Origin of the sequence: Metabacillus sp. KUDC1714 (assembly GCF_014217835.1) — a bacterium.
In the GTDB taxonomy this organism is placed as follows: Bacteria; Bacillota; Bacilli; order Bacillales; family Bacillaceae; genus Metabacillus; species Metabacillus rhizosphaerae.
Genome location: NZ_CP055263.1, coordinates 998,439 through 1,022,285, shown reverse-complemented (window position 1 = coordinate 1,022,285; position 23,847 = coordinate 998,439). Strand labels below are relative to the sequence as shown.

Below are 23,847 nucleotides of genomic sequence, written 5' to 3'. Positions count from 1 at the left end.
GCGCTTGCGCTTTTCTTAACAAAATGGGTTATTCTCTAAGCAATTGTCTTTAACGATAAAAGAAGTTCAGCATATATTGTTTATGTATTGTATTTTTACACTTATAAAGAAAGAGGTGAACATAATGGGTTATGAAGGTGGAGGATATGCAGGAGGTTTTGCATTAATCGTTGTCTTGTTCATCTTGTTAATCATCGTAGGTGCTGCTTACGTTGGTGGCGGATACTAATTTTTACAATTTTAAGATGTAGAATACAGGGAGAGCCTACTTTTATGTAGGTTCTTTTTTAATATGAGGCTCCCAGGCCGCCCGCGGAAAGCTAACGCCAAAGCGTAAATCAACAACCAAGTATAACAGAGTCTAATAGAAGGAAGTAACAATTATATTTTAGACATCCACCGGGTAACCACAGAAAATAATTTAAAGTGTTTGAAAAATAAATCATGTAAACTTAGAATATAAAGTAACTAAGCAACTTTTACATACTAAAAAACACATAGTAGTCTATTTAGTGATTATGAAAAAGCTATGGAAGGAGAACAACATGAATAGCGTGATGGCTAGTATAAAGAGAGAAAAGCTTAAAGTTTTCTTAATGAATAGCGGTTTTTTTAATCAACAAATATTCGAGGAACATCCTGAAGGTTATTATGCCTTAGATTTAGACGGAAGATTTGTCCAGGTGAATAAGCAATGTGAAATCGTAACTGGTTATGTGAAAGAAGAACTGTACGACTTATTTTACAAAGATCTTCTTACAAGTGATTGTGTTGAAATTGTAAACGCTTCTTATGATAAGTCTCTTATGGGGAAAATACAAAATTATCAATGTACGATTATGACAAAGAATCATATGAAACTAGTTTTGGATGTTACAAATGCACCAATTATTGTTGATGATGAGATACTTGGTGTCTATGGGATTGCAAAAGATATTACGATATATTATGAACAAAAAAGGAAGATAAAAGAAAGTGAACAGTTGCATCGTAACCTAGTAGAACATTCACCAGATGGGATTGTCGTCATTCGAGATAATCGATTAGTCTATACAAATCAAGAAGCGGCAAGGTTACTAGGAGCTAGTAATAAATTGGATTTTATTGGGGAAAGTATATCGAAATATATTCCAATAAATCATAATAGCGCTATTTTAAATTACCTTGAAGAGGCAGCAAAAGGTTTTCCGTCAGCACTTAATGAAGAGAAAATCATCCAGGATTCTGGGAATGAACTTGATGTTGAAGTGAAAGCAATTCCAACCATTTTTGAAGGATGTCCAGCAGTTTATTTAATTATTAGGGATATTACTGAGAAAAAGATAGCACATGAAATAATGATGAATTCTGAAAAGCTATCTGTAGCTGGACAACTTGCTGCTGGAATTGCGCATGAAATCCGTAATCCTATTACAGCAATTAAAGGATTTTTACAGCTAATGGAGGGAGGATTACAATATAAGAAAGAATTCTTTTCTGTTATATCCTCTGAAATTAATCGAATTGAATTAATCTTGAGTGAATTATTATCCCTAGCGAAACCTCCTCTAGATAATTATCGCCATAAAAACATAGGTAGTATTTTACAGCATGTTGTCGCTCTTACGCGTTCACAAGCAACTTTACATAATATTCATATCACTACATACATAAGAGACAAGGATTTAAATGTTTTATGTGATGAAAATAAATTAAAGCAGGTTTTTATTAATTTTATAAAAAACGCAATTGAAGCTATGCCTAATGGGGGAAATATAACAGCAAGTGCCGAGCAAAGTGGGAAGGGATCAGTAATCATAAAAATTATTGATCAAGGAACAGGTATTCCGACAGAGATGTTAAGAGAAATTGGAAAACCCTTTTTTACAACAAAAGAAAATGGAACCGGGTTAGGAATCATGGTTAGCTATGAAATTATTAAGCACCATAGTGGTGAGGTAAAGATCGATAGTAATTCAAATGGCACAACGATCTCTGTCATTCTTCCAATCTCGAAATAGCATCTTTCGTAAACCAATACCTGATAACTCCCTCTCATATATTGAAACAATTTGGTGAAATTGTGCTTGTTTCCTACCGTTATTCGAAGATAGAAAGAGGAATGAAACATGGAGATTACGACGGAACGATTAAAAATAGTACCTTGTAAAGAAGATTTACTTAGTGAAGATATTGATGTTGGTGACCATGTACACTATTACTTACATGAAATTGAAATAAATCCAAGCCTTATTGGTTGGGGTGTATGGTTTGTATTTTTAAAAGAAAATGATCAATTTATTGGTGATATTGGCTTTAAAGGTAAACCACAAAATGGTGTGGTGGAAATTGGCTATGGAATCCAAAAAGAAGCACAAAATAACGGATATGCAACAGAAGCAGTAGAAGCATTGGTTAATTGGGCTTTCAATACAAATAAAGTATTAAAGATTACAGCGGAATGCTTACGTAATAACAATCAATCGATCAGAGTTCTTGAAAAACTAGCAATGATGCGAACAGATGAAGAAGATCAGATGATTTACTGGGAAAGAAATCTTCAGCATTAGTCTAAAAAGCACAATAATCTTCAGCTATCATGAAGAATATTGTGCTTTTTTCTTCATACAAGGTTAGGATCCAAACTAAAAATCAGAGTCAAAAACATCCTTTTAATAGGATAAGCTTTCACATCATAAAAATTAAAGAATAACAATAGGGAGGATAAACCAATGAGAACATATGAAGAGATAGCTGCCTTTGAACATCAATTTTGGCTTCAAATATTAGGTGATCACGCAAGATTTATTTTAGATTCTTTAGCAGTTAGTCAGCGAGAAGATATTGAAAAGGCAAAGAAATTCCAACAGATTTTTGACACATTATTAAAAAAGGCAAGGGAACAAACTGATTTTTCTGCTTTGACATTAGAGGCAGACGAATATGCTCAAGAGCTTCGTGATTTTAAGCTCTCCTTAATAAGAAGACATATTGCTGGTAAGATCACCATTCATTTACCACCTTCATTTATTAACCACATGGTCAATGAACTGGAGGAATACTTACTTGTTTTAACGTATTTAAAAAAGAAAGAAAAGCCACCGATTTTCCATGAGCTACATCATCATTTGGTGTGGTTGTTAGACGCCGCGGGTCATGCTGGTGCGATATCAGATACTCTTGATCGTGCAGAGAAGGATCTTAAGCTAAAAAGTGAACTGTTTGCAAAACAGTTTGAGGATTTTTATCTTAAAGCGGTTGAGTTGTCAGGTTACTTAAGAGCAAATATAGATTCATTTCCAGCATTAACGAAAATGAACAAGGATGTTAAGCTTGAAATCGAATTGTTTAGAGGCTTTTTAGCTGAAGTGGAAGAGATGGAATTAACCAATCAAATGTTAAGTACATTTTCAGCTTTAATGGCTGATCATATGATGCGTGAGGAATGCTATTACTTAATGAAGGTAGCCCAATCAACTAATACAAATAAGCCTGATTGTGATCCGACAAAACCTAGGTTAGAAGCATAATAGAAGAGTTCCCTTATTTTATTATAGGGGACTCTTCTTTTCTCACCTCTGAAAGCTGCGCCGATAATTGTCGCGAGACCTGTACCAATTGAAAAAAGTAAAACAGGTAAAAGGACCCCAAAGAAACCCAAAAGACTACCATATTTCCATAAGCCATCACCTAAAGAACCATTTATAATGAAATTAGGTGAAAGAATAATTAATAAAGATAGATAAATCTAGTAAGCTATTAGTCAAGCCGCCACCTGCAAGAATTGTACCGATAAATATAATGATCTTGCACAAAGCTTTTCCTTACTAAGCAGGCAATAAAATGAACCGACTTACAAACCATAGTTAATACGGGATAAATTTAAGACCAATTGTAGCGGAAATAATCATGGAAATAAACAATAATCGTTTCCAACCTGCTGATTCTCCTAAAAATATGATTCCAATTAATGCACTACCTACCGTACCAATTCCTGTCCAAACAGCATAGGCGGTACCCATAGAAATAGTTTTCATTGCAAATGAGAGAAAGAAAAAGCTCATGGCAAATCCAGCTATCATATAAAGAACATGAATGACCGATTTTTTCTTATTAAATTTGGAGATAGCTGCAACACCAGCAACTTCACAAAACCCAGCTAAAATGAGAACGATCCAATCCATCTTCTCACACCTCCCCTTTCGTTGCGTCACGTTCAGGTGTTACTACTTTAAGACCAATTACTCCTGAAATGAGAACAGTACATAAACCAATTTTCACCCAACTAAAAGATGTACTGTAAAAAAGAATTTCCACGAGAACAGTTCCAACTGCGCCTAATCCTGTAAATACCGCATAAACAGTACTAATAGGTAATGAATCTGTCACGCTAATTAATATATAAAAACTAATAATAATAGAAAAAATAGTTCCAATCCACGCTAGTGGATCTTCAGCATGCTTTAAACCAGTAACCCAGCATACTTCGAAAAATGCCGCTACAAAAATTAGCAACCACTTTTTATTCATGTTGTTATTCCTCCTTAGAACGAATACCTTGCCAATAAACTTTCCAACATGCATTTAGCCTGCGTTGAAAACGATCGTTTCCACTATATAGCAGCTCGACTAATACAGAATCAGTTAGTCCGATAAATGCGATAACTGCTTCATTTACCGGTGTGAGTATGGAGTCCTTATGATTGATAAATATCTCGATTAGAATTCCTTCCAATTCATCATAATATTTATAAAGACTAGCGATTACTTGCTGATGGAGATGGGTTGGTGGAAGAAAGCCTATTCTTAGCAAAAACCTAGTTTCCGCTTGTGATTCATAACGCTTGCTATATTCTTGTAAAAATTGAAAAAGCTTCTTTTCTAAAGCGAGAGTGTTATTCTTTGAGAAAAAGCTCTTGATATAACTAGTCTCTTGAACTAGTACCTCCTCCATTATCTTTAGAAATAAATCATCCTTATTCGCGAAATGTGCGTATATCGATTGCTTTTTAATTCCAACATCACTTGCTATAGCAGATAAAGACGTGCCATCATATCCACTACTCGCAAAATGATTCAACGCATATTTTTTAATTTCGTTAGAAGACATCATAATCATCCCTTCCTGACGTTCGTTAGTTTCCTAGTATAAATGTCCGTGAAAAAAGAGTCAATGGCTAATCAATAGATCACCAGAAATTAGATATTAATACCTATCGCTTCAATTTACTGACATTGATTTTTTGGTGTTTACCTTGTTATTCTATTAGATGGTAGACTAATTACCATTTCACATCAGTCAGTAAATGTATTTAAAGAGGAGTAAGCATCATGAAAAAAACCATATATAGTTCGATTCTTTTAATTACTTTTTGCTTCTTCTTATTTCCAACTATGATAAGTGCAAGCATAGAAAACGATGAGTTACAGCTAAATAGTGAAGCCGCTATTTTAATAGATGCCCAATCAGGTCAAGTGATTTACGAAAAAAACAGCAAAGAAAGGCTATCACCAGCGAGTATTACGAAGATTGCAACATCTATATATGCAATTGAAAATGGAAACTTAGATGAACTTGTTACTGTAAGTGAAAATGCAAGAAATGTAGATGGTACAGTGGTTTATTTAGAGGTAGGAGAGCAGGTACCTTTACTGAAGCTAGTCCAGGGTCTTCTTATCAATTCAGGTAATGATGCAGGGGTGGCAATCGCAGAACATTTAAGTGGGTCAGTAGATGAATATATTATCGACTTCAATCAATATTTACAAGAACAAATTGGTGTAGAAAATACGTATTTTACAAATCCACATGGACTCTATGACCCAGAGCATTTAACAACTGCTGAAGATATGGCTAAGATTACACAATACGCATTAAATAATGAAGTATTTCGTGACATTTTTAAAACTAAAGAGCTTCCATGGGATGGAGAAACCTGGGATACAACCCTTATTAATCACCATGTTATGGTACGCGACGAATCTTATGAAGGAATAACAGGTGGCAAGAATGGCTTTGTTACTGAGTCTGGTTTTACGCTTGTAACGACAGCAGAACGAGAAAATTTGAGCCTAATTGCTGTTACGTTAAAGTCTAAATCTGATGACCAAACTTATGCTGACACATCAGCACTACTTGATTATGGGTTTCAACATTTCGAAACTGATAAAATTATAACGAATGAACAGTTTGAAGATAATCAGGGAAATATATTTGTAACAAATCAAGATATTTCCTATACAAAAAAAATAGGTGAGTCTGTTGAAACGGAAATTAGTCCTTCAGGAGAGCTAGTTATAGAAGGTGAGGATGGCAGAGAGTTGCAAAGACAAAACCTTGTAAAATTAAAAAGTAAAGAAAATGATGAACAAATGAAAAGTAAAGTAGTGGCTTCCCCGATAGCTGGAGATGAAATAAAAGCTGAAACCCATTTGCGCTTCATCGTGCCACTTGCACTTGTGATCACTTTCTTTATTTCAGGGATATTTTTCATCAATGTAAGAAGATTATAATTATGGTTTTTAAAGCACAAGATAATTACGAATCATTTTGCAAATTTTTGTTCATTCATATATAATTTAGTAAGATTTCTACCATTCTCTTAAGAAAGAAGTGTTATTAGATGAACTTAGGTTTCGGAGAAATTATGCTTATTGTATTTGTCGCTCTATTATTATTTGGTCCAAAGAAATTACCTGAGTTAGGTAAGGCTGCAGGAAAAACATTAAGAGAATTCAAAAGAGCAACAAAGGGACTTATGGACGATGATGAGGACTCTTCTGTTAAAAAATAACTATAAAGGTTTTAGGATATAAGGATGAGGGGCAGGGCAATTTGTCAATGTCTCTTTTTTTATGGATAAAAATGCGTAATAATGGTATTAGCTTTATTTTTTGCGTTACCATTTCTATGTTAGCGACAAAAAACATATTATGTGAGTATAATACTTTATAGGGGGGCGTTATTTTTGAAGACACCTATTTACATGAATACTTGGGATTTAGAATCTCTGTTTAAAGATGGTAGTCAATCTAATGAGTTTAAACAGTACATACAGGAAATTGAAAACCTAATTAATGAATTAGACCAATCAGTGACAAGCTGGCCAAAGAGCTTTTCATCAAAATCCATAAACATACTCTTAGTGACATTAGAAAAGATTTCTTACATAAAAATGAAATTAGAACAAGCTAGTTCATTTGTAGGCTGCCTGCAGGCTCAAAACACGGCAGATGTACATGCTAATCTTTTGCGTTCAAAGTTAACTACAATAAGTACAGCGTTTTCAAAAAGTTTGCTGACGTTTGAACAATTACTTGGTGATATAGAACAAGATGCTTGGGATGTGTTGATCAAAGACTCGCGGTTAGTCGAGCTTACATATGTTTTAAATGAAATGCGAAATCAATCAAAAGAGAGACTTTCGGTTGATAAGGAGCAGTTAATTCACGGGTTATCTGTCGACGGTTATTATGCTTGGGAGCAGCTATATGATCTTTTCGTTGCAAAAATCCAAATTCCTTTTAACGAGAATGGTGAAACGAAGACTTTGTCTGTTGGCCAAGCTTCAAATAAATTTTCAGATCAAAGCCCTATAAAACGCAGAGAACTATTTGAAGGATGGGAAACAGCCTGGGGAACACATGCAGATGTGTTTGCTGAGACACTAAATCGAATAGCTGGGTTTCGATTAACTGTTTATAAAGAGCGTGGCTGGGATGATCCATTAAAAGAACCGCTTGCCATAAATCGCATGAAACAAGAAACCCTTGAAACGATGTGGAAAGTAATTTCTGAAAACAAACAGCCGCTTGTAGAATATATGAAGAGAAAAGCCGAGATCGTAGGGGTAGACAAACTAAATTGGTATGATATAGAAGCCCCTGTTGTTGAGACAACAACAAATTCGACAGTAACATATCAAGAAGGATCTCAGTTCATTTTAAATCAATTTCGCCAATTTGGACCTATGTTAACTGAATTTACAAAAAATGCTTTTGAAAAGCAATGGATAGAAGCAGAGGATCGGCCTGGTAAAGCGCCAGGTGGATTTTGTACAGGTTTTCCTGAGAGCAATGAATCAAGAATCTTTATGACATTTTCAGGTACACCATCAAATGTATCAACACTTGCTCATGAACTAGGTCATGCTTTTCACTCATATGCAATGAGTGATGTCCATCCTTTAAATTGTGATTATGCGATGAATGTAGCAGAGACCGCCTCTACATTTGCTGAAATGATTGTCGCAGATGCAGCTGTAAATCAAGCAAATGATAAAACAGAACGCCTTACCTTGCTTGAAGATAAATTACAACGAAGTGTAGCCCTCTTAATGAATATCCATTCTCGCTTTCTATTTGAAACTAGATTTTATGAAGAACGGAAGCATGGCTACGTATCAAGTGAAAGATTATCGGAGTTGATGGTAGAAGCTCAGAAGGAAGCATATTGTGATTCGCTTGAAGAATACCACCCACATTTTTGGGCGTCTAAGCTTCATTTCTTTATTACAGATGTACCATTTTATAACTTTCCATATACTTTTGGTTATTTATTTTCACTTGGAATTTATGCAAAAGCGCTCGAAGAAGGTGAAGCGTTTGAAAAGAAATATATTGCTTTACTGAAGGACACAGGGTCTATGTCTGTTGAAGAATTAGCAGCAAAGCATTTGTCAGTAGATTTAACAAAAAGAGATTTCTGGGATCAAGCAGTGAAAATGGCTGTAAGTGATGTAGAAGAGTTTATACAGTTAACAAATAAATAATCTTTTCAAAATAGGTTTTCACCTTAAGGGAAAAAGGGAAAAGATTATAAATTATAGAACAGGGGTGGTTAGCTTGAAGCTAGCAACAAAAATTATTATTGGTTTAATATTAGGGGCAATTGTTGGATTAATTTTAAACCTTGTTTCACCGGATTTATTTAAGACGCTTAATACATTTTTATTTACACCATTAGGAAAAATATTTTTGAATTTAATTAATATGCTTGTTGTCCCAATTGTCTTTTTTTCAATTACACTTGGGGTTGCAGGCTTAGGTGATCCTAAAAAGCTTGGCAGGATTGGATTTAAAACAATCACTTTCTTTTTAGTGACTACTGCAATAGCGATCGTTATTGGTCTAACACTTTCAAGTGTGATTCAACCAGGTAATATTGGAACCTTTGATACAGCGGGGGCAGAATTTGAAGCGGGGGAGGCACCATCTACTGCTGAAACCTTGCTTAATATTATCCCAACTAATCCAATCAAAGCCTTTGCTGAAGGGAATATGCTCCAAATTATTGCGTTCTCTATCTTTGTTGGATTTGGGATTACGATGCTTGGAAAAAAGGCAAGCACATTACTTACTGTAGTTGAGCAAGGAAATGACTTAATGATGTACTTAGTGAATTTAGTGATGAAGTTTGCTCCTTACGGTACATTTGGATTAATTGCTACCGCAGTTGGTAGTCAAGGATACTCAGCTATTAAAGCAATGGGGTTATATATGATTGTTGTTGTTTTAGCTCTTGTTATTCATGCAGTCGTAACATACGGTTCAGCCGTTTTCTTCCTAGCTAAATATAATCCATTTACGTTTTTTAAAAAGTTTTCACCAGCAATGAGTGTTGCTTTTAGTACGTCAAGTAGTAATGCAACATTACCTGTTTCAATGGAAACAGCTCAAAAGGAGTTAAAAGTACCAGAGTCAATTAGTAGCTTTGTTCAACCTTTAGGTGCAACGATTAATATGGACGGAACAGCGATTATGCAAGGTGTTGCAACGATTTTTATTGCTCAAGTTTATGGCGTGTCTTTAACTCCGATAGAACTTGTTACTGTTGTGTTAACAGCGGTATTGGCAAGTATCGGAACTGCTGGAGTACCAGGAGTTGGCTTAATCTTACTTGCAATGGTTTTAAATTCTGTTGGCTTACCGGTTGCAGGTATTGGCTTAATTTTAGGAATTGACCGCTTATTAGATATGGCTCGTACAGCAATTAATATTACAGGTGATGCAGCATGTGCATTAATTGTATCTGAAACAGAGAAGAAGCATATGAATACTAAAGAAGCCAATCTTTAATATTGACCAAAAAATGTTAGCCAGAGTTCTGGTTAACATTTTTTCTTTATGTAGCATAAAAAGAGAAATTCAAATTTATTTAGGCTCTTTTCTAAAAGATTGTTGTTTTTGACAAAACTGATTAGGTTATTGGTACGGATATGCGAGACTCCTGTGGGAGTAGCGGGACAGATGAGACCCCGCAGGCGCTTCGCGCTGAGGAGGCTCATCGCCCGCCCCACGGAAAGCGAGCGTCCTGGAGTGCCAATCAACCAACCCAATACTATTTTAAAAGCAACAAAGTTTGCGAAAACAGCCTTTATTTAAGATCAAATAACAATTTTGAAAAATAAAGAGCGGATAAGCAAACTAATTATGTAAGCGCTTAATCGTGTGTTTTTAGGTTTATTTGAGATTTTTAAGTTAAATTCGATCCTTTACTGTAAAACACTTCAGGAGTAATATACATTCATGAAATATTTAAGATCATACTATTAAGGATTGATCTTTATTTAATTTAAAAAACAGGAATATACCATTCAAAATCGCTTAATCCTAATTATAGGAGCGGAGGAACCAATGTTTGAGTCGATCTTTCTTCGACTAGGGGTGAATCAAACGTAATGTTTCGTTTGTAGGGCTACTCTTTTGCCCGAATCCGACAGCTAACTTCGTAAGCGTTAGAGAGGGAGTGAACGTGTGATATAGGTCACAGGGGTTCATTATGCCTCTGTGTCTTTTTTTGGTCTTGAATTCTATGGTGTACTTAGTTTTGGTGTCTAGCTCCAGCGCCTAGACCTCGGGGTCATAAGCCACCCAGGAATTGAAGACAAAGAACGTCTTCTATTCCTGAGCGTCTTATGCCTGCCTTAGTCTGATAAAGGCGCTTACGCTTTTCTTATTAATTTGAAAGTGAAAGAAGGAATTTTGTGTGAAAAAGCAGTTCGCTGTATTTGGTTTAGGTCGTTTTGGAGGTAGCTTAGTGAAAGAGTTCCATGAGCTTGGGATTGAAGTACTTGCCATCGATAAAAGTGAAGAAAAGATTCAGCAGTATGCACCATATGCGACACATGCTGTTAGAGCTAATGCTATTGATGAAAATGCCTTAAAGCAGCTAGGAGTTAGAAATGTTGACCATGCATTTGTATCATTTGGTGATGATATTGAAGCAAGTATCTTAACATCTTTATTACTCAAAGAATTAGGAATCCCTCAAGTATGGGCAAAGGCTCAAAATGATTATCACCAAAAGGTGTTAGATAAAATTGGAGTTAACCGTGTCATTCACCCTGAACGAGATATGGCAAAGAGAATTGCGCATCACATTATTTCAGAAAAAATGATTGATTATATTGAGCTTTCAAGAGAATATAGCATGGTTGAGGTTGTCGCAACAAAGAAATTATATAACAAAACACTTTCAGATTTAGATATACGCTCAAAGTTTGGCTGTAATATTGTAGGCATTCAGCGTGGCGAAGAAATCTGTGTATCTCCTAGTGCAGATGAAAAAATTGGCTTAGGAGATGTCTTGTTGATTATTGGGAAAAACAAAGAAATCATTCATTTTGAAGAAGATGGAATGTAAAAGATGAATATGAAAAAGGTCATTAAGCTTAATCCATCGCAACTTTTAGTGCTGGTGTTTATTGTCTCGATCATGGTTGGAACAATTTTGCTGAAATTGCCTTTCTCTACACATCAATCAATTAAGTGGGTAGATGCTTTGTTTATAGCGACTTCGGCAATGACGGTTACTGGCCTTGCTACTGTGGATCCAAGTTCAACCTTCACTACTCTCGGTCAATTTATCATAGCGTTGCTTATTCAAATTGGTGGATTAGGGATTATGTCTTTTGCAGTTTTGATTTTTATTATGCTAGGGAAAAAAATTGGAATAAAAGAAAGATTGTTAATGCAGCATGCTTTAAATCAAACATCTGTAGGCGGGGTAATAAAGCTCGTTAAATATTTATTTATCTTTTCTTTTACAATTGAAATGATTGCGATGGTTTTCCTCGCATTTCGGTGGATCCCGCAATTTGGTTTTTCGAAAGGCTTATTTTATAGCTTCTTTCACTCAATATCTGCTTTTAACAACGCAGGATTGGCTTTATGGCCAGATAATCTCTCCCAGTTTGTAGGAGATCCGTTAATCAATATTGTCATTTCAACGCTTTTTATTATTGGCGGAATCGGCTTTACTGTATTAGTAGATATTTGGCATAAACGTTCTTTTAGAAAGTTTTCACTTCACACAAAATTGATGGTAGTAGGAACATTGGTTATCAATGTAATTGCGATGCTATTTATATTCTGTGTAGAGTATAGTAATCCCAATACACTAGGAGAACTTTCAATAGGTAAGAAACTTTGGGCTTCCTATTTTCAAGCTGTATCACCACGAACTGCGGGTTTTAATACAATTGATATCGGAAGTTTAGATGAAACAACGATATTTATTATGATTATTTTAATGTTTATTGGTGCAGGTAGTGGATCAACAGGTGGAGGAATAAAACTTACAACAGCTCTAGTAATTGGTTTAGCGACCATTTCATTTTTAAGAGGGAAAAGTGAGATTGTTATTTCAAGGAGGACGATTAATTCAGGTTATATTTTAAAAGCTCTAGCCATTACAATGGTTAGTATCGTCTTTGTTATTATTGCAACTGTGATGATGAATTTAACTGAAAAGGCACCGTTTATTGATTTAATGTTTGAAGTTGTCTCAGCATTTGGAACTGTTGGTCTTTCAACTGGAATTACAGCAGAATTAACAACTATAGGAAAACAAATTATTATTTTCATTATGTTTGTAGGAAAGCTCGGGCCTTTAACGTTAATGTTCTCTTTAGCAAAACCTTCGAAAGAGAAAATTCGTTATCCACAAGAAGATATTTTGACTGGGTGATAGCGGTCAAAATAGAAATGGGGCATCATCAGATTTGATGCCCTTATATATGTGATAAAAATAATGAACATAACAAACCAAGTGAAGCAATCAACCCAACAATAGCTCCGCCCTCTTCAAATGCTTCTGGCATCATTGTTGAAGCTACCATTGACATAATTCCTCCAGCTGCAAATGCAGATATAAATGAGAGAATAGTCGTTGAAGCGTCCCGAAGAAGTGAATAACCAAGTAAAGAGCTTAATGAGGCTAGTATTACGACAACCATCCACATCAAAACAAGTGTTTTCTTACTATATCCGTCCCTTTTTAGTCCAACTGTGCTAGATAATCCCTCTGGAAAGTTACTTATGAAAACAGCAATCACCATTAAATAACTCACAGTCCCTTGTTCGAGCAAACTAACTCCAATAATCACTGACTCTGGAATCGCGTCTATAATTGTACCGATAAAAATAGAGAGACCAGAGTGATTACTGGTTTTCTTGTTTGTGCGTTTTCTTTCATGTCCGCCTCTTTTTGTAATCAATAGTTCTGAGAATGTGAAAATACATGCCCCAGAAAGAAAACCAATTGATGTAACTAGTAAGCCACCTTCATTTACTGATTCAGTAAGTAGCTCAAAGGAAGCTGCACCGATTAAGACACCAGTTCCAAAAGACATAATAAGTCCAGTTATCCTCTTGGAGAGATCTTTAAAAATTCCCAGTAGAGCTCCTATTAAAATGGAAGACCCAGCAAACGCTCCCCAAAGTGCAGCTTGAAGCAACATTCTCATCTCCTGTCCTTTTTTAGATTATTTTCCCCATTTAATTTAGAAAAAACGATTCTGCGGTAAATTTAATCAGCGGAAAATGCAAAAAAAAAACGACTGACAAATGTCAGCCGCATTTTACATCTTATTCAGTTATAATTTTTTCAAGATCATCGAGCAGCTTATTTGCAGCAATTACGCCACCTGCAGTGTTCCAAATCGCGTCATCTACCTTATAGGCTTTTTCAGCTTTTACTACATCTAAGTTTTTCCAAAGTGGATCATTCGTCCATTCTTCTTCTGTTTTAGTAGCTTCAGTATCTCCAGGTGGTGCATAAGTAAAGTAGAACAGAATATCAGCATCCATTTGTGGAATAACTTCTTTCCCCACTTCACGAACAAACAAGTCATCAGGATTATCAGCAAATAACTCTTGAACAGAACTAGAATGTTTTAATCCAAGCTTGTCAAATATGACGCCAGAAAATGTATCGGTATAATAGACTCTTGTTAAACCTGCCATAAAGCGAACAACAGATACTTCCTGGTTTAATTTATCACCAGCTGTTTCTTTAAGCTCGGTAATACGTGCTTCGAAATCATCAATAACCTTTTGACCTTCTTCTTCATGATTTAGTGCTTTTGCATATAATTTGAAGTTTTCTTGCCAGTCACCTCTTAATGTTTCTGAAAAAACAGTAGGGGCAATGGCGCTTAATTTGTCATAAATTTTTTCCTGACGCATTTTGTTACCGATAATAAGATCTGGTTTAAGAGCAGCGATCGCTTCTATGTTTACTTCACTTTCTGTTCCAACAACTTCTACGTCTTTCATATCGCTTGAAATGTGGTCATACCATGGTTCACCTAACCACGATTGTACAGCACCAACTGGTGTTACCCCCATTGAAAGAAGTGCTTCTGTACCTTCATTTGTTAAGATAACAACCTTTTGTGGTGTCCCAGTAATTTCAGTATTTCCCATTGCGTGTTCAATTGTATATGTTTCTTCTGCTGGAGCATCGTTACTGCCTGTAGTACCTTCTGTTTCAGTATTTTCTTCTGTGTTATTCCCACAAGCTGCTAGTAGTAACATAGTTAAGCCAAGTAAGAATAATGATAGCGATGATTTTTTGTATGTAGATTGCATTGTTAACCTCCTAATTGTTTTGATAATCATTTTCATTTACTAAGGAAATGATAAGAGTTATCAACTAAAATGTCAACGATTAATTGAAAATGATTTTCAAATTCATTTAATTTTGATAAAATGAAAGTAGATATAAGAAGTTATAGGGAGTACATTATGTTATCAAAATCAACTAAATTAAAAATAACCGTCCTATTACTAGGGTTTGCAATACTTCTATTATTAATGTGTGGAAGTCTTATCTTTGGTTATGCAAATACAAACTTGAAAATAGCGTATGATGCATTTACTAGCTTTGACGGTTCTAATGAACATATTATTATTCATAATGTTAGGTTGCCGAGGGCTCTAATAGGAGCAGTCGTTGGTGCAAGTTTAGCTATTGCTGGTGCAATCATGCAAGCATTAACAAAAAATCCGTTAGCCTCACCAAGTGTATTTGGAATTAATGCAGGAGCAGGTTTCTTTATAGTAGTGGCTGTTTCCTTATTTTATGTGGATTCTTTACAGGCTTATACATGGATTGCATTTGCTGGAGCAGCTACAACTGCGTTTGTCGTCTATTTCATCGGCTCATTTGGAAGAGAAGGATTAACTCCAATGAAGTTGACATTAGCAGGAGCTGCAATGGCAGCTTTATTTTCCTCTTTAACACAAGGGTTGCTTGTTGTGAATGAATCAGCTTTAGATCAAGTCCTTTTTTGGTTAGCTGGCTCTGTTCAAGGACGGAAAATGGAAAGCTTGCTTTCAGTTTTACCTTATGTAGCACCTGCAATTATCTTAAGTATGATCTTGTCGCAGAAAATAAATGTGTTAACAATGGGAGAAGATGTGGCAAAAGGATTAGGTCAACGAACTGGGTTTGTTAAACTTACAGCTGCTCTAATCGTTATTGTGCTTGGTGGAGGCTCTGTTGCAGTAGCTGGTCCCATTGCATTTATTGGGATTGTTATACCGCATTTTGCAAGGTTTTTAGTAGGGAATGATTATCGTTGGATTATTCCTTATTGTGCTGTGCTTGGCGGGGCTCTTTTAGTATTTGCTGATATATTAGCAAGATTTATCGTCATGCCTGAAGAGGTGCCAGTAGGAGTAATGACAGCCTTAATTGGAACTCCCTTTTTTGTCTATATTGCACGTAGGGGGTTCGGTCAAAAATGAAAAAGTACTTCAAACTACGTATTGCCTCAGATAAATTTTCGTTTTTAATAGATAAAAAAACAGTCGTGACATCAGCAGTATTAAGTGCAGTTGTTCTTGCAATTTTTATCATTAGTACTGGAGTCGGTGAAGTCATTATCAGTCCATTGAATGTAGTTAAAACATTATTTGGCTTCGGCACTGAAATGGATAATTTATTTATTTTCTCATTTCGATTACCAAGGATTATTATTGCTTTGTTAGTTGGGATCTGTTTAGCGGTGGCAGGAGCAATCCTTCAAGGGCTGATTCGGAACCCGTTAGCATCGCCTGATATTATTGGTATTACAGGTGGGGGTTCGGTAGCTGTTGTTGTATTCTTTATGCTGTTTAGTAATAAGAACAATGCCTTAACAGTGAGTATTGAATGGATCCCTGTGGCAGCATTTTTAGGTGCTACAATTTTAGGGTTGCTAGTGTATCTTCTTTCGTGGAAAAATGGCTCATCTTCTATAAGGCTAGTTTTAATAGGTATTGGTTTATCAATGCTTACTCAATCATTAACAACCTTATTTATGATTAAAGGACCGATTTACCAAGCAGCACAAGCAAATGTTTGGATTACTGGAACAGTATATGCAGCTAACTGGGAACAGGTACGAATTATGCTACCAGTTGTGCTTATATTATTGATCATCAGTATGATCTCAGTAAGAAATGTTAATATACAAGAGCTCGGAGATGAACTTGCAACTGGTGTTGGAAGTGCAGTTCAAAAAAATAAGCTTTTCTTGTTAATTTTAAGTACAGCACTAACAGGATGTGCTGTAGCGTTTGCAGGTGCAATTGGTTTTGTTGGACTAATGGCACCACATATTGCAAGAAGGTTAGTTGGATCTTCTTTCGGCTCATTACTACCTGTTTCAGCTTTAATAGGAGCTCTTCTGGTTATGGTAGCAGATTTAATTGGCAGAACATTGTTTTCTCCGTTAGAAGTTCCTGCCGGTGTTTTTACCGCAGCTATCGGGGCACCATATTTTATATATCTATTATTTAAAACGAGGAATTCCTAATTAAAAACTTATATTTTTTTACTATTGAAAAGGAGCGATTTAGTATGCATTCTATTGAAACAAATGCGCTCACACTTTCTTATGGTGACACAATTATTATAAATGAGTTAGATGTGAAAATTCCAAAAGGTGAAATTACCGTTTTTATAGGAAGTAATGGCTGTGGGAAATCAACATTGCTTCGCTCAATTGCAAGACTGCTAAAGCCAAAAGAAGGCTCTGTTTTACTCGAAGGGAACGCAATTGCTAAATTACCTACAAAAGAAGTGGCAAAACAGCTTGCGATTTTACCACAAGGTCCTGTTGCTCCTGAAGGTTTGACAGTTCTTCAGCTTGTTAAGCAGGGGAGATATCCATATCAAAGTTGGTTAAAACAATGGACAAAAGAAGATGAGGCTGCTGTTACTAGTGCCCTAGAAGCGACAGGTATGCAGGATTTTGCTGAAAGACCTGTTGACTCACTTTCTGGTGGTCAAAGGCAACGTGCATGGATCGCCATGACTTTAGCACAAAAAACAGATATTATCTTGCTGGATGAACCAACAACATATCTTGATATGACACATCAAATTGAAATATTGGATCTTTTATTTGAATTAAATGAACGAGAAAATCGAACCATTGTTATGGTACTACATGATTTGAACTTAGCCTGTCGCTATGCTCATAATCTTGTTGCCCTTAAAGATCAAAAAATATTTGCTCAAGGCAAACCTGAGGAAGTAATAAATTGTAGTTTAGTTCAAAATGTTTTTCAAATGAATTGTGAAGTGACAGTTGATCCGTTATTTGGAACACCATTATGCATCCCACATGGAAGAGGTAGATGCATCGTTAAAGAAGTTGGCATTGTTAATGGCTAGACTTACTGAAATCGAAATCAATGCTCTAAAGAAGTATCGCTTAAATACAGAAACAGTTGTACCAAGCCTAACAATTAAGGGTGTTGATTTGCTTAGTGAGGAACGACTTAATAAGATTTTTAAGGAAGAACTTCAGGGGAAACTTAATACGGACAAATCTAATGTAATTGGCTCGATGCTTGTAAAAAGATATGCTTTTATAGCTGCATTAGTGTTGTATTCAATGAGTGCATTTGATAAAGGAATTAATGGCTCAATTCAAAATGTTTCCCTCCAAACAGATGAATCTGATCCATTATGGTTGCCAAGCTTTTATTTTGATCACTTGGAGGTAACGACTCCAGAAATAGATAGAACTGAGTGGAGAACAAGTGTCGTACAATCACTCTTTTTAGAAAATATCGTAAAAGTTATTACCTCTATATCAAAGCAAGCAAAAGTTGCTAAAACAATTCTATGGGAAAATATTGCGGTATATATTTTTTGGATGTATGAAACGTTACTACAAGATGACAGTTTTTCACAAGAACAATTAGTAAAGATTCAAGAGGATTTTTATTATGTTATACATGATGCACCACCACAGCTGTTTGGAACAAAAGCACTAAACCCATTTTCTCAATATGATCTTCCAAAACAAAATGACGTCCGTATGCGAAAAACTTGCTGTTTATTTTATTTAACGTCAAAGAATGATGATCGTTGTACTACATGTCCTATTAAATGTAAAAGACTATGAATCAGTAAGGAGGACATTAAATGGATAAAGAACTTACTAAACAGTTTGATGGTTTATTGGAAAAGTATACAGAACTATTAATTGGGGAAGTATCTGATGAATTGACAGAGAAGGTAAAAATGTGGGCATTATACACACATATAGCAAAGTCAATGCCACCATTAGCGAAGCATTGGAATGTGACATATCCTGATGCCAAAAATGAAATGAGAACAATCATCCACGAAATTAAAGCTCTTAATGAAAAACATCGTGAAAATGCAAACCAAAAATAAACAACTCAGCTTCCTGTTATTGAAGCTGAGTTGTTTTTGCGCTTTGACATCAAGCTCCAGCGCCTAGTAAACTTCACACTCCTCCTTATGATAAGTCAACATCGAACGCTCGTGCTCTTCGTGTTTCCTTTGCCGCACATTAACGGGCAGTAAATAATATAACTGCCCGTAAAGGTCCGATAAGTCTCGCTATCCATCAGAAAACCCACTGATGGAAGTCTCGCTTTATCTCATACGGAGTGCTCCAGTTCATACGTCGCTGATCAAGGCGCTTACGCTTTTGTAATTACTGAGACATTCCACTACTATAAGGTGATTGTTGCACGATATAGTTTGAAAATTGCTGATGTGATTGCTGAAGCTTTTGTGTGTCAGCGGCTTCAAGTGCGTACCATCCATTTCTAAACATAAGATTGTATAGGTCTCGTTGTGATTGCTGTGTTTCGTTGAAGATGGTTAGTATATCTTGGTAAAGTGCTTGGTGACTTGCTTCGTTCAAAGCAGATGAGTAGGAAGCAGTCATGTATTTTTCTGTAGATAAAAGATCATTAACAAAATCACGATCATTCATTTGTGGTCCTTTTTGTATTTGTGTTTCAGGGTTGGTTATTTTTTGTTGTTGATTGATATTCATTTCCATCACTCCTATTGAAGTTGTGATCCAGCTGAAGGTTGTTGTTGATTTTGTAAGTGAGTTAATATTTTTTGATAATGCTGATGATGCATTTGACCGACTTGATCTAGTTGATTTTTTATTTCTTGATTTTGACATTGGGACGCAAAAAAATGAGCCTTTTTCATTGCTAAAAGGTTCCAAGAGAGCATATCTGTTAAGTAAAGCTGATCTTTTGTTGTTACAATGCTTGGTGGCTGCTGCATCATTGTTTGTTGCTGTTGCTGTTGCATGTTCTGTTGTTGTTGCATAGTTTTGTAACCCTCCTCACATATTATCATCATTATCGTTCCACGAAATAACGGATCTATACACCGTCTGTTTTAACAGATTTTTTTAGTGGACATATAGATAATATAGGAAGAATACAGTCTTTAGTAAGGGAGATTTTATGATTGCGCTTTATACAAGGTCTTTGGCTTAACAACCAAAGGCCTTCTATATATCAGCTGGGCATGAAAACGCTATAGGAGGGGTTTATTTGGAAAAACTACTTCGAAACTCTTTCATGTTTTTATCCAGAAACAAGATGATGACAAAATTAGCGAAAAGGTATGGTTTAAGGTTTGGTGCAGCAAGATTTGTTGCGGGAAATACAATTGAAATGGCAACTAAGGTAATTGAAGAATTAAATAAAAAAGGTCTTGATGTAACATTGGACTATCTAGGTGAGTTTATCCAAGATGAACAAGAAGCAAATGAAATGGCTAACAACACAATAAAAGCAATTGAAGCAATAGGTAAAGAAAATCTACAATCACAGCTATCATTAAAATTAACATCTATGGGATTAGACATATCGGATGAAGTTGTTTTACAAAATATGAGACGAATACTGTCTGTTGCTAAGCAAAATAAAGTATTTGTCACGATTGATATGGAGGATTATTCAAGATGTGAAAGAACTCTTGAAATTTATAAAGAGCTTAGAAAAGAATTTAACAATGTTGGTACGGTTCTTCAAGCATATCTATACCGTACAGTTATGGATATTGAGGAGTTAGCCGAGTATCGTGCTAATTTGAGACTTGTAAAGGGAGCGTATAAAGAATCTTCAAGGGTTGCATTTCCGGAAAAAAAAGCAGTAGATGAAAATTTTAAACAAATCATTAAGATGCATTTATTGAATGGAAATTTTACTGCCGTAGCAACGCACGATAATGCGATAATAGATTATACAAAAAAACTTGTGAAAGTGCACAAAATACCTAAATCACAATTTGAATTTCAGATGCTCTATGGCATTCGTCCTGAAAAGCAGCTAGAACTCGTAAAAGAAGGGTACCGAATGCGTGTATATGTTCCGTATGGGACTGATTGGTATGGGTATTTTATGAGGAGGCTTGCAGAAAGGCCTGCAAACGTAGCTTTTGTGTTGAAGGGAATAATTAAAAAGTAATATGTAAGCAGGGCCAGACCCCTCCAATAGTGTAAAAAAGCGGAGGGGTTAGACCATTGAAAAATTACATGTTATCATTTCCCATATTATGTTGCTTATATTGCTGGTTTTGGCTTGTGCGTTTTCCGCCACCTGCTTTTTCATTTGTAGGACCAGCGTTGCCCTTAACACTTGCAGCACTAACACCAGCTTTTGAAGGATCCTTTTTTAAACGTGCCATGAACTATCACCTCCTAAGAAACTAGCTTTCCCAAAGTGGAATTTGATTATTTAGGAAAAAATATCATAAATGTATTGAAGAAATTTTCAAAATCTTTTATATTAAGAATAAAGGAACTAATTCGCAAGGGTCATTTTTTTTGGGAGAAAAATGAATGAGTATTCATTCAAAAAAGGGGGAAAAAGCATGAGCCAACATATTAAGAAAGCTGCAGTATTAGGTTCAGGGGTAATGGGCTCAGGAATTGCAGCACATTTAGCTAATATCGGCATCCCTGTCTTACTATTGGATATTGTGCCACGTGAATTGAATGAGGATGAAGTTAAGAAGGGGTTAACCTTAGAAGATAAGTCAGTTCGAAACCGTAATGCAGCAACATCTATAAAAAAGCTGCTAAAACAAAAGCCAGCTCCATTAACAGTAAAGGGAAATATTGATCTTATAGAAGCAGGCAACCTTGAAGATGACCTACCTCGCCTTGCTGAAGTTGATTGGGTAATTGAGGTAGTTGTTGAGAATTTAGCAGTAAAACAAAAGGTTTTTGCTGAAGTTGATAAACATAGAAAACATGGTAGTATTATTAGTTCAAATACATCAGGAATATCTGTTGAAGCAATGGCAAAAGGTCGTTCAGAGGATTTTAGAAGGCATTTCCTTGGAACACATTTTTTCAATCCACCACGTTATTTAAAGCTATTAGAAGTGATACCAACAAAGGATACCGATGAAAAGGTATTATCGTTTATGAAAACATTTGGAGAGGATGTTTTAGGTAAAGGTGTTGTTGAAGCAAAGGATACACCTAACTTTATAGCTAATCGCATTGGTACGTATGGATTACTGGTAACTGTCCAACAAATGCTTAAAGGGGGATACAGTGTTGGTGAAGTTGATTCTGTAACAGGACCTCTTATTGGCAGACCGAAAAGTGCAACCTTTCGAACACTTGATGTCGTTGGTTTAGACACGTTTGCACATGTGGCTAGAAACGTCTATGACCAAGTAGATGGCAAGGAAAAAGAGGTATTTGAGGTTCCGGCATTCATGCAAACAATGCTGGATAATGGTTGGTTAGGAAGTAAAAGTGGTCAGGGGTTTTATAAAAAAGAAGGCAAAACAATTCTTGAATTAAATCCTGAAACGTTTGAGTATGAAGAGAAAAAGAAAATAACGTGTCCATCAATGGAGCTTGCTAAACAGGCTAAGGGATTAAATGATAAATTGAAAGCGCTTATATATTCTAAGGATCGGGCAGGGCTTCTTTTACAAAATATCACCATTCCGACGCTCATCTATTCTGCAGAGCTGCTTGGAGATATTGCCGATGATATTGTCGCGATCGACAGCGCTATGAAATGGGGATTTGGTTGGGAAGTTGGTCCGTTTGAGCTTTGGGACGCAATTGGTGTTAAGCAAGCCATAGAAGTAATGGAAACAAGGGGATTTACCGTTCCTGCTTGGGTAAAAGAGATGGTTGAGAAGGGCTTTGAGACATTCTATCGAAAAGAAAATGGTGTACTATTCTTCTATTTTAATGGAGAATATCGCCAAGTTAGAATAAATGCAAAAGTAATTGATTTAAAAACACACAAAGAAGTCAATGGCGTCATAAAGAAAAACAGTGGTGCAAGTTTGATTGATCTAGGGGATAATGTGGCATTGCTTGAATTTCACTCAAAAAGTAATGCAATCGGTCTAGATATCATCCAAATGATTAATTTTGCTATCGATGAAGTAGAAAAAAATTATAAAGGACTTGTTATTGGAAACCAAGGCAAAAACTTCTGCGTGGGAGCAAATCTTGGCATGATATTAATGGAAGCTCAAGACGATAACCTCTTTGAAATCGATATGGTTATCCGCAAGTTCCAACAAGCGATGATGAGGATTAAATATAGTAATAAGCCTGTTGTAGCTGCACCATTTGGAATGGCACTAGGTGGAGGTGCCGAAATTTGTTTACCTGCTAGCCGTATTCAAGCATCCTCTGAAACATATATGGGATTAGTTGAAGTTGGGGTAGGATTAATCCCAGGTGGGGGAGGAAATAAAGAGCTCTATATTAAGCAATTAAACAATATGCCTAAAGGTGTAGATTTTGATTTACAAGCAGTTGCAAATAGAGTGTTTGAAACAGTTGCAATGGCAAAGGTTTCAACATCAGCTGCAGAAGCGAGGGAAAATCAATTTTTAAATGACGGTGACAAGATTAGTATTAATGGTGATCACCTATTATACGATGCAAAACAGCGCGTCATTGAACTGCATGATAATGGCTACCAACCTCCTACTAGAAAGAAAATACCTGTTGTTGGTGAAACTGGCTATGCAACATTACTACTTGGTGCACAATCTATGTACCTTTCAGGCTTCATTTCTGATCATGATTTAAAAATTGCCAAAAAACTTGCTTTTGTTATTGCTGGTGGAAGAGTTCCATTCGGTACTGAAGTAGATGAACAGTATCTGCTCGATTTGGAAAAGGAAGCATTTTTAAGTTTAGTTGCCGAGGGCAAATCTCAACAACGTATGCAACATATGCTCGTAAAAGGGAAGCCGCTTAGAAATTAAGAGAAATATAACGAATAGTGTGACAAAGGGAGGTTTTAAGG

25 protein-coding genes and 1 riboswitch are annotated in these 23,847 nt (G+C 35.8%); of the genes, 17 read left to right on the top strand and 8 right to left on the bottom strand.

Translation table 11 applies throughout. The features are described from left to right. Positions 1 to 124: 124 nt before the first annotated feature. The 4 genes from HUW50_RS05020 (at position 125) to HUW50_RS05005 (ending at position 3,509) form a co-directional block, all read left to right on the top strand. Positions 125 to 229 carry a YjcZ family sporulation protein gene (locus HUW50_RS05020; protein ID WP_083964539.1) on the top strand — a complete coding sequence of 35 codons (105 nt, stop codon included), beginning with the start codon at positions 125 to 127 and terminating at the stop codon, positions 227 to 229. Between the two features lie 316 nt (positions 230 to 545). Next, positions 546 to 2,000, top strand: coding sequence for a PAS domain S-box protein (locus HUW50_RS05015; protein ID WP_066329856.1), 1,455 nt, complete (start codon positions 546 to 548; stop codon positions 1,998 to 2,000). A 108-nt stretch (positions 2,001 to 2,108) separates the two neighbouring features. Continuing rightward, positions 2,109 to 2,549 (top strand): GNAT family N-acetyltransferase, encoded by a 441-nt coding sequence (locus tag HUW50_RS05010; RefSeq protein WP_066329859.1) that lies wholly within the window; start codon positions 2,109 to 2,111, stop codon positions 2,547 to 2,549. Positions 2,550 to 2,711: 162 nt separating this feature from the next. After that, positions 2,712 to 3,509, top strand: a complete 798-nt coding sequence (locus tag HUW50_RS05005; protein ID WP_066329861.1) for a DUF2935 domain-containing protein — start codon at positions 2,712 to 2,714, stop codon at positions 3,507 to 3,509. Between the two features lie 336 nt (positions 3,510 to 3,845). On the opposite strand, the gene HUW50_RS05000 is transcribed toward HUW50_RS05005, so the two are convergent. The 3 genes from HUW50_RS05000 to HUW50_RS04990 are packed head-to-tail and all read right to left on the bottom strand — an operon-like array spanning position 3,846 to position 5,092. Beyond that, positions 3,846 to 4,163 (bottom strand): DMT family transporter, encoded by a 318-nt coding sequence (locus HUW50_RS05000; RefSeq protein WP_066329863.1) that lies wholly within the window; start codon positions 4,161 to 4,163, stop codon positions 3,846 to 3,848. A gap of 4 nt (positions 4,164 to 4,167) precedes the next feature. Beyond that, complete coding sequence (locus HUW50_RS04995; protein ID WP_066329864.1) at positions 4,168 to 4,509, bottom strand: DMT family transporter; 342 nt, start codon at positions 4,507 to 4,509, stop codon at positions 4,168 to 4,170. A gap of 4 nt (positions 4,510 to 4,513) precedes the next feature. Then, positions 4,514 to 5,092, bottom strand: a complete 579-nt coding sequence (locus HUW50_RS04990; protein ID WP_185653741.1) for a TetR/AcrR family transcriptional regulator — start codon at positions 5,090 to 5,092, stop codon at positions 4,514 to 4,516. Positions 5,093 to 5,310: 218 nt separating this feature from the next. Here HUW50_RS04990 and HUW50_RS04985 point away from each other — a divergent pair, with 218 nt between their 5' ends. The 6 genes from HUW50_RS04985 (at position 5,311) to HUW50_RS04960 (ending at position 12,949) form a co-directional block, all read left to right on the top strand. Beyond that, positions 5,311 to 6,492 (top strand): D-alanyl-D-alanine carboxypeptidase family protein, encoded by a 1,182-nt coding sequence (locus HUW50_RS04985; protein ID WP_157094342.1) that lies wholly within the window; start codon positions 5,311 to 5,313, stop codon positions 6,490 to 6,492. A gap of 110 nt (positions 6,493 to 6,602) precedes the next feature. After that, positions 6,603 to 6,773, top strand: a complete 171-nt coding sequence (locus tag HUW50_RS04980) for a twin-arginine translocase TatA/TatE family subunit (protein WP_066329867.1) — start codon at positions 6,603 to 6,605, stop codon at positions 6,771 to 6,773. 192 nt (positions 6,774 to 6,965) lie between these two features. Further along, positions 6,966 to 8,750 (top strand): M3 family oligoendopeptidase, encoded by a 1,785-nt coding sequence (locus HUW50_RS04975; RefSeq protein WP_066329977.1) that lies wholly within the window; start codon positions 6,966 to 6,968, stop codon positions 8,748 to 8,750. Positions 8,751 to 8,823: 73 nt separating this feature from the next. Then, the gene (locus HUW50_RS04970; protein ID WP_066329869.1) at positions 8,824 to 10,056 is read left to right on the top strand and encodes a dicarboxylate/amino acid:cation symporter; all 1,233 of its coding nucleotides are present in this window, start codon (positions 8,824 to 8,826) and stop codon (positions 10,054 to 10,056) included. Between the two features lie 515 nt (positions 10,057 to 10,571). Continuing rightward, a riboswitch (cyclic di-AMP (ydaO/yuaA leader) is annotated at positions 10,572 to 10,730 on the top strand. A 236-nt stretch (positions 10,731 to 10,966) separates the two neighbouring features. Continuing rightward, complete coding sequence (locus tag HUW50_RS04965; RefSeq protein ID WP_066329872.1) at positions 10,967 to 11,623, top strand: potassium channel family protein; 657 nt, start codon at positions 10,967 to 10,969, stop codon at positions 11,621 to 11,623. Between the two features lie 3 nt (positions 11,624 to 11,626). Next, positions 11,627 to 12,949, top strand: a complete 1,323-nt coding sequence (locus HUW50_RS04960; protein ID WP_185653740.1) for a TrkH family potassium uptake protein — start codon at positions 11,627 to 11,629, stop codon at positions 12,947 to 12,949. Between the two features lie 43 nt (positions 12,950 to 12,992). Here HUW50_RS04960 and HUW50_RS04955 read toward each other — a convergent pair whose 3' ends face one another. Both HUW50_RS04955 and HUW50_RS04950 read right to left on the bottom strand, forming a co-directional pair. Beyond that, complete coding sequence (locus tag HUW50_RS04955; RefSeq protein ID WP_066329984.1) at positions 12,993 to 13,718, bottom strand: ZIP family metal transporter; 726 nt, start codon at positions 13,716 to 13,718, stop codon at positions 12,993 to 12,995. Between the two features lie 130 nt (positions 13,719 to 13,848). Beyond that, a complete protein-coding gene (locus tag HUW50_RS04950) occupies positions 13,849 to 14,853 on the bottom strand; it encodes an ABC transporter substrate-binding protein (RefSeq protein WP_066329874.1) in 1,005 nt (334 codons plus the stop codon). A gap of 156 nt (positions 14,854 to 15,009) precedes the next feature. Here HUW50_RS04950 and HUW50_RS04945 point away from each other — a divergent pair, with 156 nt between their 5' ends. The 5 genes from HUW50_RS04945 to HUW50_RS04925 are packed head-to-tail and all read left to right on the top strand — an operon-like array spanning position 15,010 to position 18,943. After that, positions 15,010 to 16,014: a FecCD family ABC transporter permease gene (locus tag HUW50_RS04945; RefSeq protein ID WP_066329876.1), complete on the top strand. Its 1,005-nt coding sequence runs from the start codon at positions 15,010 to 15,012 to the stop codon at positions 16,012 to 16,014. Beyond that, the gene (locus HUW50_RS04940) at positions 16,011 to 17,066 is read left to right on the top strand and encodes a FecCD family ABC transporter permease (RefSeq protein WP_066329879.1); all 1,056 of its coding nucleotides are present in this window, start codon (positions 16,011 to 16,013) and stop codon (positions 17,064 to 17,066) included. The genes HUW50_RS04945 and HUW50_RS04940 overlap by 4 nt, the downstream gene beginning before the upstream one ends. A gap of 44 nt (positions 17,067 to 17,110) precedes the next feature. Next, positions 17,111 to 17,929 (top strand): ABC transporter ATP-binding protein, encoded by an 819-nt coding sequence (locus HUW50_RS04935; protein WP_066329882.1) that lies wholly within the window; start codon positions 17,111 to 17,113, stop codon positions 17,927 to 17,929. Then, the gene (locus HUW50_RS04930; RefSeq protein WP_066329884.1) at positions 17,922 to 18,668 is read left to right on the top strand and encodes an IucA/IucC family C-terminal-domain containing protein; all 747 of its coding nucleotides are present in this window, start codon (positions 17,922 to 17,924) and stop codon (positions 18,666 to 18,668) included. Before HUW50_RS04935 ends, HUW50_RS04930 begins: the two co-directional genes overlap by 8 nt. Positions 18,669 to 18,688: 20 nt before the next feature. Then, complete coding sequence (locus HUW50_RS04925) at positions 18,689 to 18,943, top strand: YusU family protein (RefSeq protein WP_066329887.1); 255 nt, start codon at positions 18,689 to 18,691, stop codon at positions 18,941 to 18,943. 286 nt (positions 18,944 to 19,229) lie between these two features. Here HUW50_RS04925 and HUW50_RS04920 read toward each other — a convergent pair whose 3' ends face one another. Continuing rightward, positions 19,230 to 19,577 carry a spore coat protein gene (locus HUW50_RS04920; RefSeq protein WP_066329888.1) on the bottom strand — a complete coding sequence of 116 codons (348 nt, stop codon included), beginning with the start codon at positions 19,575 to 19,577 and terminating at the stop codon, positions 19,230 to 19,232. Positions 19,578 to 19,588: 11 nt separating this feature from the next. Next, a complete protein-coding gene (locus tag HUW50_RS04915; protein ID WP_066329893.1) occupies positions 19,589 to 19,867 on the bottom strand; it encodes a hypothetical protein in 279 nt (92 codons plus the stop codon). Positions 19,868 to 20,097: 230 nt separating this feature from the next. Here HUW50_RS04915 and HUW50_RS04910 point away from each other — a divergent pair, with 230 nt between their 5' ends. Beyond that, the gene (locus HUW50_RS04910) at positions 20,098 to 21,015 is read left to right on the top strand and encodes a proline dehydrogenase family protein (protein WP_066329894.1); all 918 of its coding nucleotides are present in this window, start codon (positions 20,098 to 20,100) and stop codon (positions 21,013 to 21,015) included. Between the two features lie 64 nt (positions 21,016 to 21,079). Here the strand turns inward: HUW50_RS04910 and HUW50_RS04905 are convergent, their stop codons facing one another. Then, complete coding sequence (locus tag HUW50_RS04905) at positions 21,080 to 21,235, bottom strand: YuzL family protein (RefSeq protein WP_185653739.1); 156 nt, start codon at positions 21,233 to 21,235, stop codon at positions 21,080 to 21,082. 186 nt (positions 21,236 to 21,421) lie between these two features. Here HUW50_RS04905 and HUW50_RS04900 point away from each other — a divergent pair, with 186 nt between their 5' ends. Next, entirely contained in the window at positions 21,422 to 23,806 is a 2,385-nt protein-coding gene (locus tag HUW50_RS04900) for a 3-hydroxyacyl-CoA dehydrogenase/enoyl-CoA hydratase family protein (RefSeq protein WP_066329900.1), read from the top strand. Positions 23,807 to 23,847: the final 41 nt, after the last annotated feature.

Coding starts and splice junctions, on each gene's coding strand:
- HUW50_RS05020 (WP_083964539.1), top strand. CDS start 125: ATGGGTTATGAAGGTGGAGGATATGCAGGAGGTTTTGCATTAATCGTT.
- HUW50_RS05015 (WP_066329856.1), top strand. CDS start 546: ATGAATAGCGTGATGGCTAGTATAAAGAGAGAAAAGCTTAAAGTTTTC.
- HUW50_RS05010 (WP_066329859.1), top strand. CDS start 2,109: ATGGAGATTACGACGGAACGATTAAAAATAGTACCTTGTAAAGAAGAT.
- HUW50_RS05005 (WP_066329861.1), top strand. CDS start 2,712: ATGAGAACATATGAAGAGATAGCTGCCTTTGAACATCAATTTTGGCTT.
- HUW50_RS05000 (WP_066329863.1), bottom strand. CDS start 4,163: ATGGATTGGATCGTTCTCATTTTAGCTGGGTTTTGTGAAGTTGCTGGT.
- HUW50_RS04995 (WP_066329864.1), bottom strand. CDS start 4,509: ATGAATAAAAAGTGGTTGCTAATTTTTGTAGCGGCATTTTTCGAAGTA.
- HUW50_RS04990 (WP_185653741.1), bottom strand. CDS start 5,092: ATGATGTCTTCTAACGAAATTAAAAAATATGCGTTGAATCATTTTGCG.
- HUW50_RS04985 (WP_157094342.1), top strand. CDS start 5,311: ATGAAAAAAACCATATATAGTTCGATTCTTTTAATTACTTTTTGCTTC.
- HUW50_RS04980 (WP_066329867.1), top strand. CDS start 6,603: ATGAACTTAGGTTTCGGAGAAATTATGCTTATTGTATTTGTCGCTCTA.
- HUW50_RS04975 (WP_066329977.1), top strand. CDS start 6,966: ATGAATACTTGGGATTTAGAATCTCTGTTTAAAGATGGTAGTCAATCT.
- HUW50_RS04960 (WP_185653740.1), top strand. CDS start 11,627: ATGAATATGAAAAAGGTCATTAAGCTTAATCCATCGCAACTTTTAGTG.
- HUW50_RS04950 (WP_066329874.1), bottom strand. CDS start 14,853: ATGCAATCTACATACAAAAAATCATCGCTATCATTATTCTTACTTGGC.
- HUW50_RS04945 (WP_066329876.1), top strand. CDS start 15,010: ATGTTATCAAAATCAACTAAATTAAAAATAACCGTCCTATTACTAGGG.
- HUW50_RS04940 (WP_066329879.1), top strand. CDS start 16,011: ATGAAAAAGTACTTCAAACTACGTATTGCCTCAGATAAATTTTCGTTT.
- HUW50_RS04935 (WP_066329882.1), top strand. CDS start 17,111: ATGCATTCTATTGAAACAAATGCGCTCACACTTTCTTATGGTGACACA.
- HUW50_RS04930 (WP_066329884.1), top strand. CDS start 17,922: ATGGCTAGACTTACTGAAATCGAAATCAATGCTCTAAAGAAGTATCGC.
- HUW50_RS04925 (WP_066329887.1), top strand. CDS start 18,689: ATGGATAAAGAACTTACTAAACAGTTTGATGGTTTATTGGAAAAGTAT.
- HUW50_RS04920 (WP_066329888.1), bottom strand. CDS start 19,577: ATGAATATCAATCAACAACAAAAAATAACCAACCCTGAAACACAAATA.
- HUW50_RS04915 (WP_066329893.1), bottom strand. CDS start 19,867: ATGCAACAACAACAGAACATGCAACAGCAACAGCAACAAACAATGATG.
- HUW50_RS04905 (WP_185653739.1), bottom strand. CDS start 21,235: ATGGCACGTTTAAAAAAGGATCCTTCAAAAGCTGGTGTTAGTGCTGCA.
- HUW50_RS04900 (WP_066329900.1), top strand. CDS start 21,422: ATGAGCCAACATATTAAGAAAGCTGCAGTATTAGGTTCAGGGGTAATG.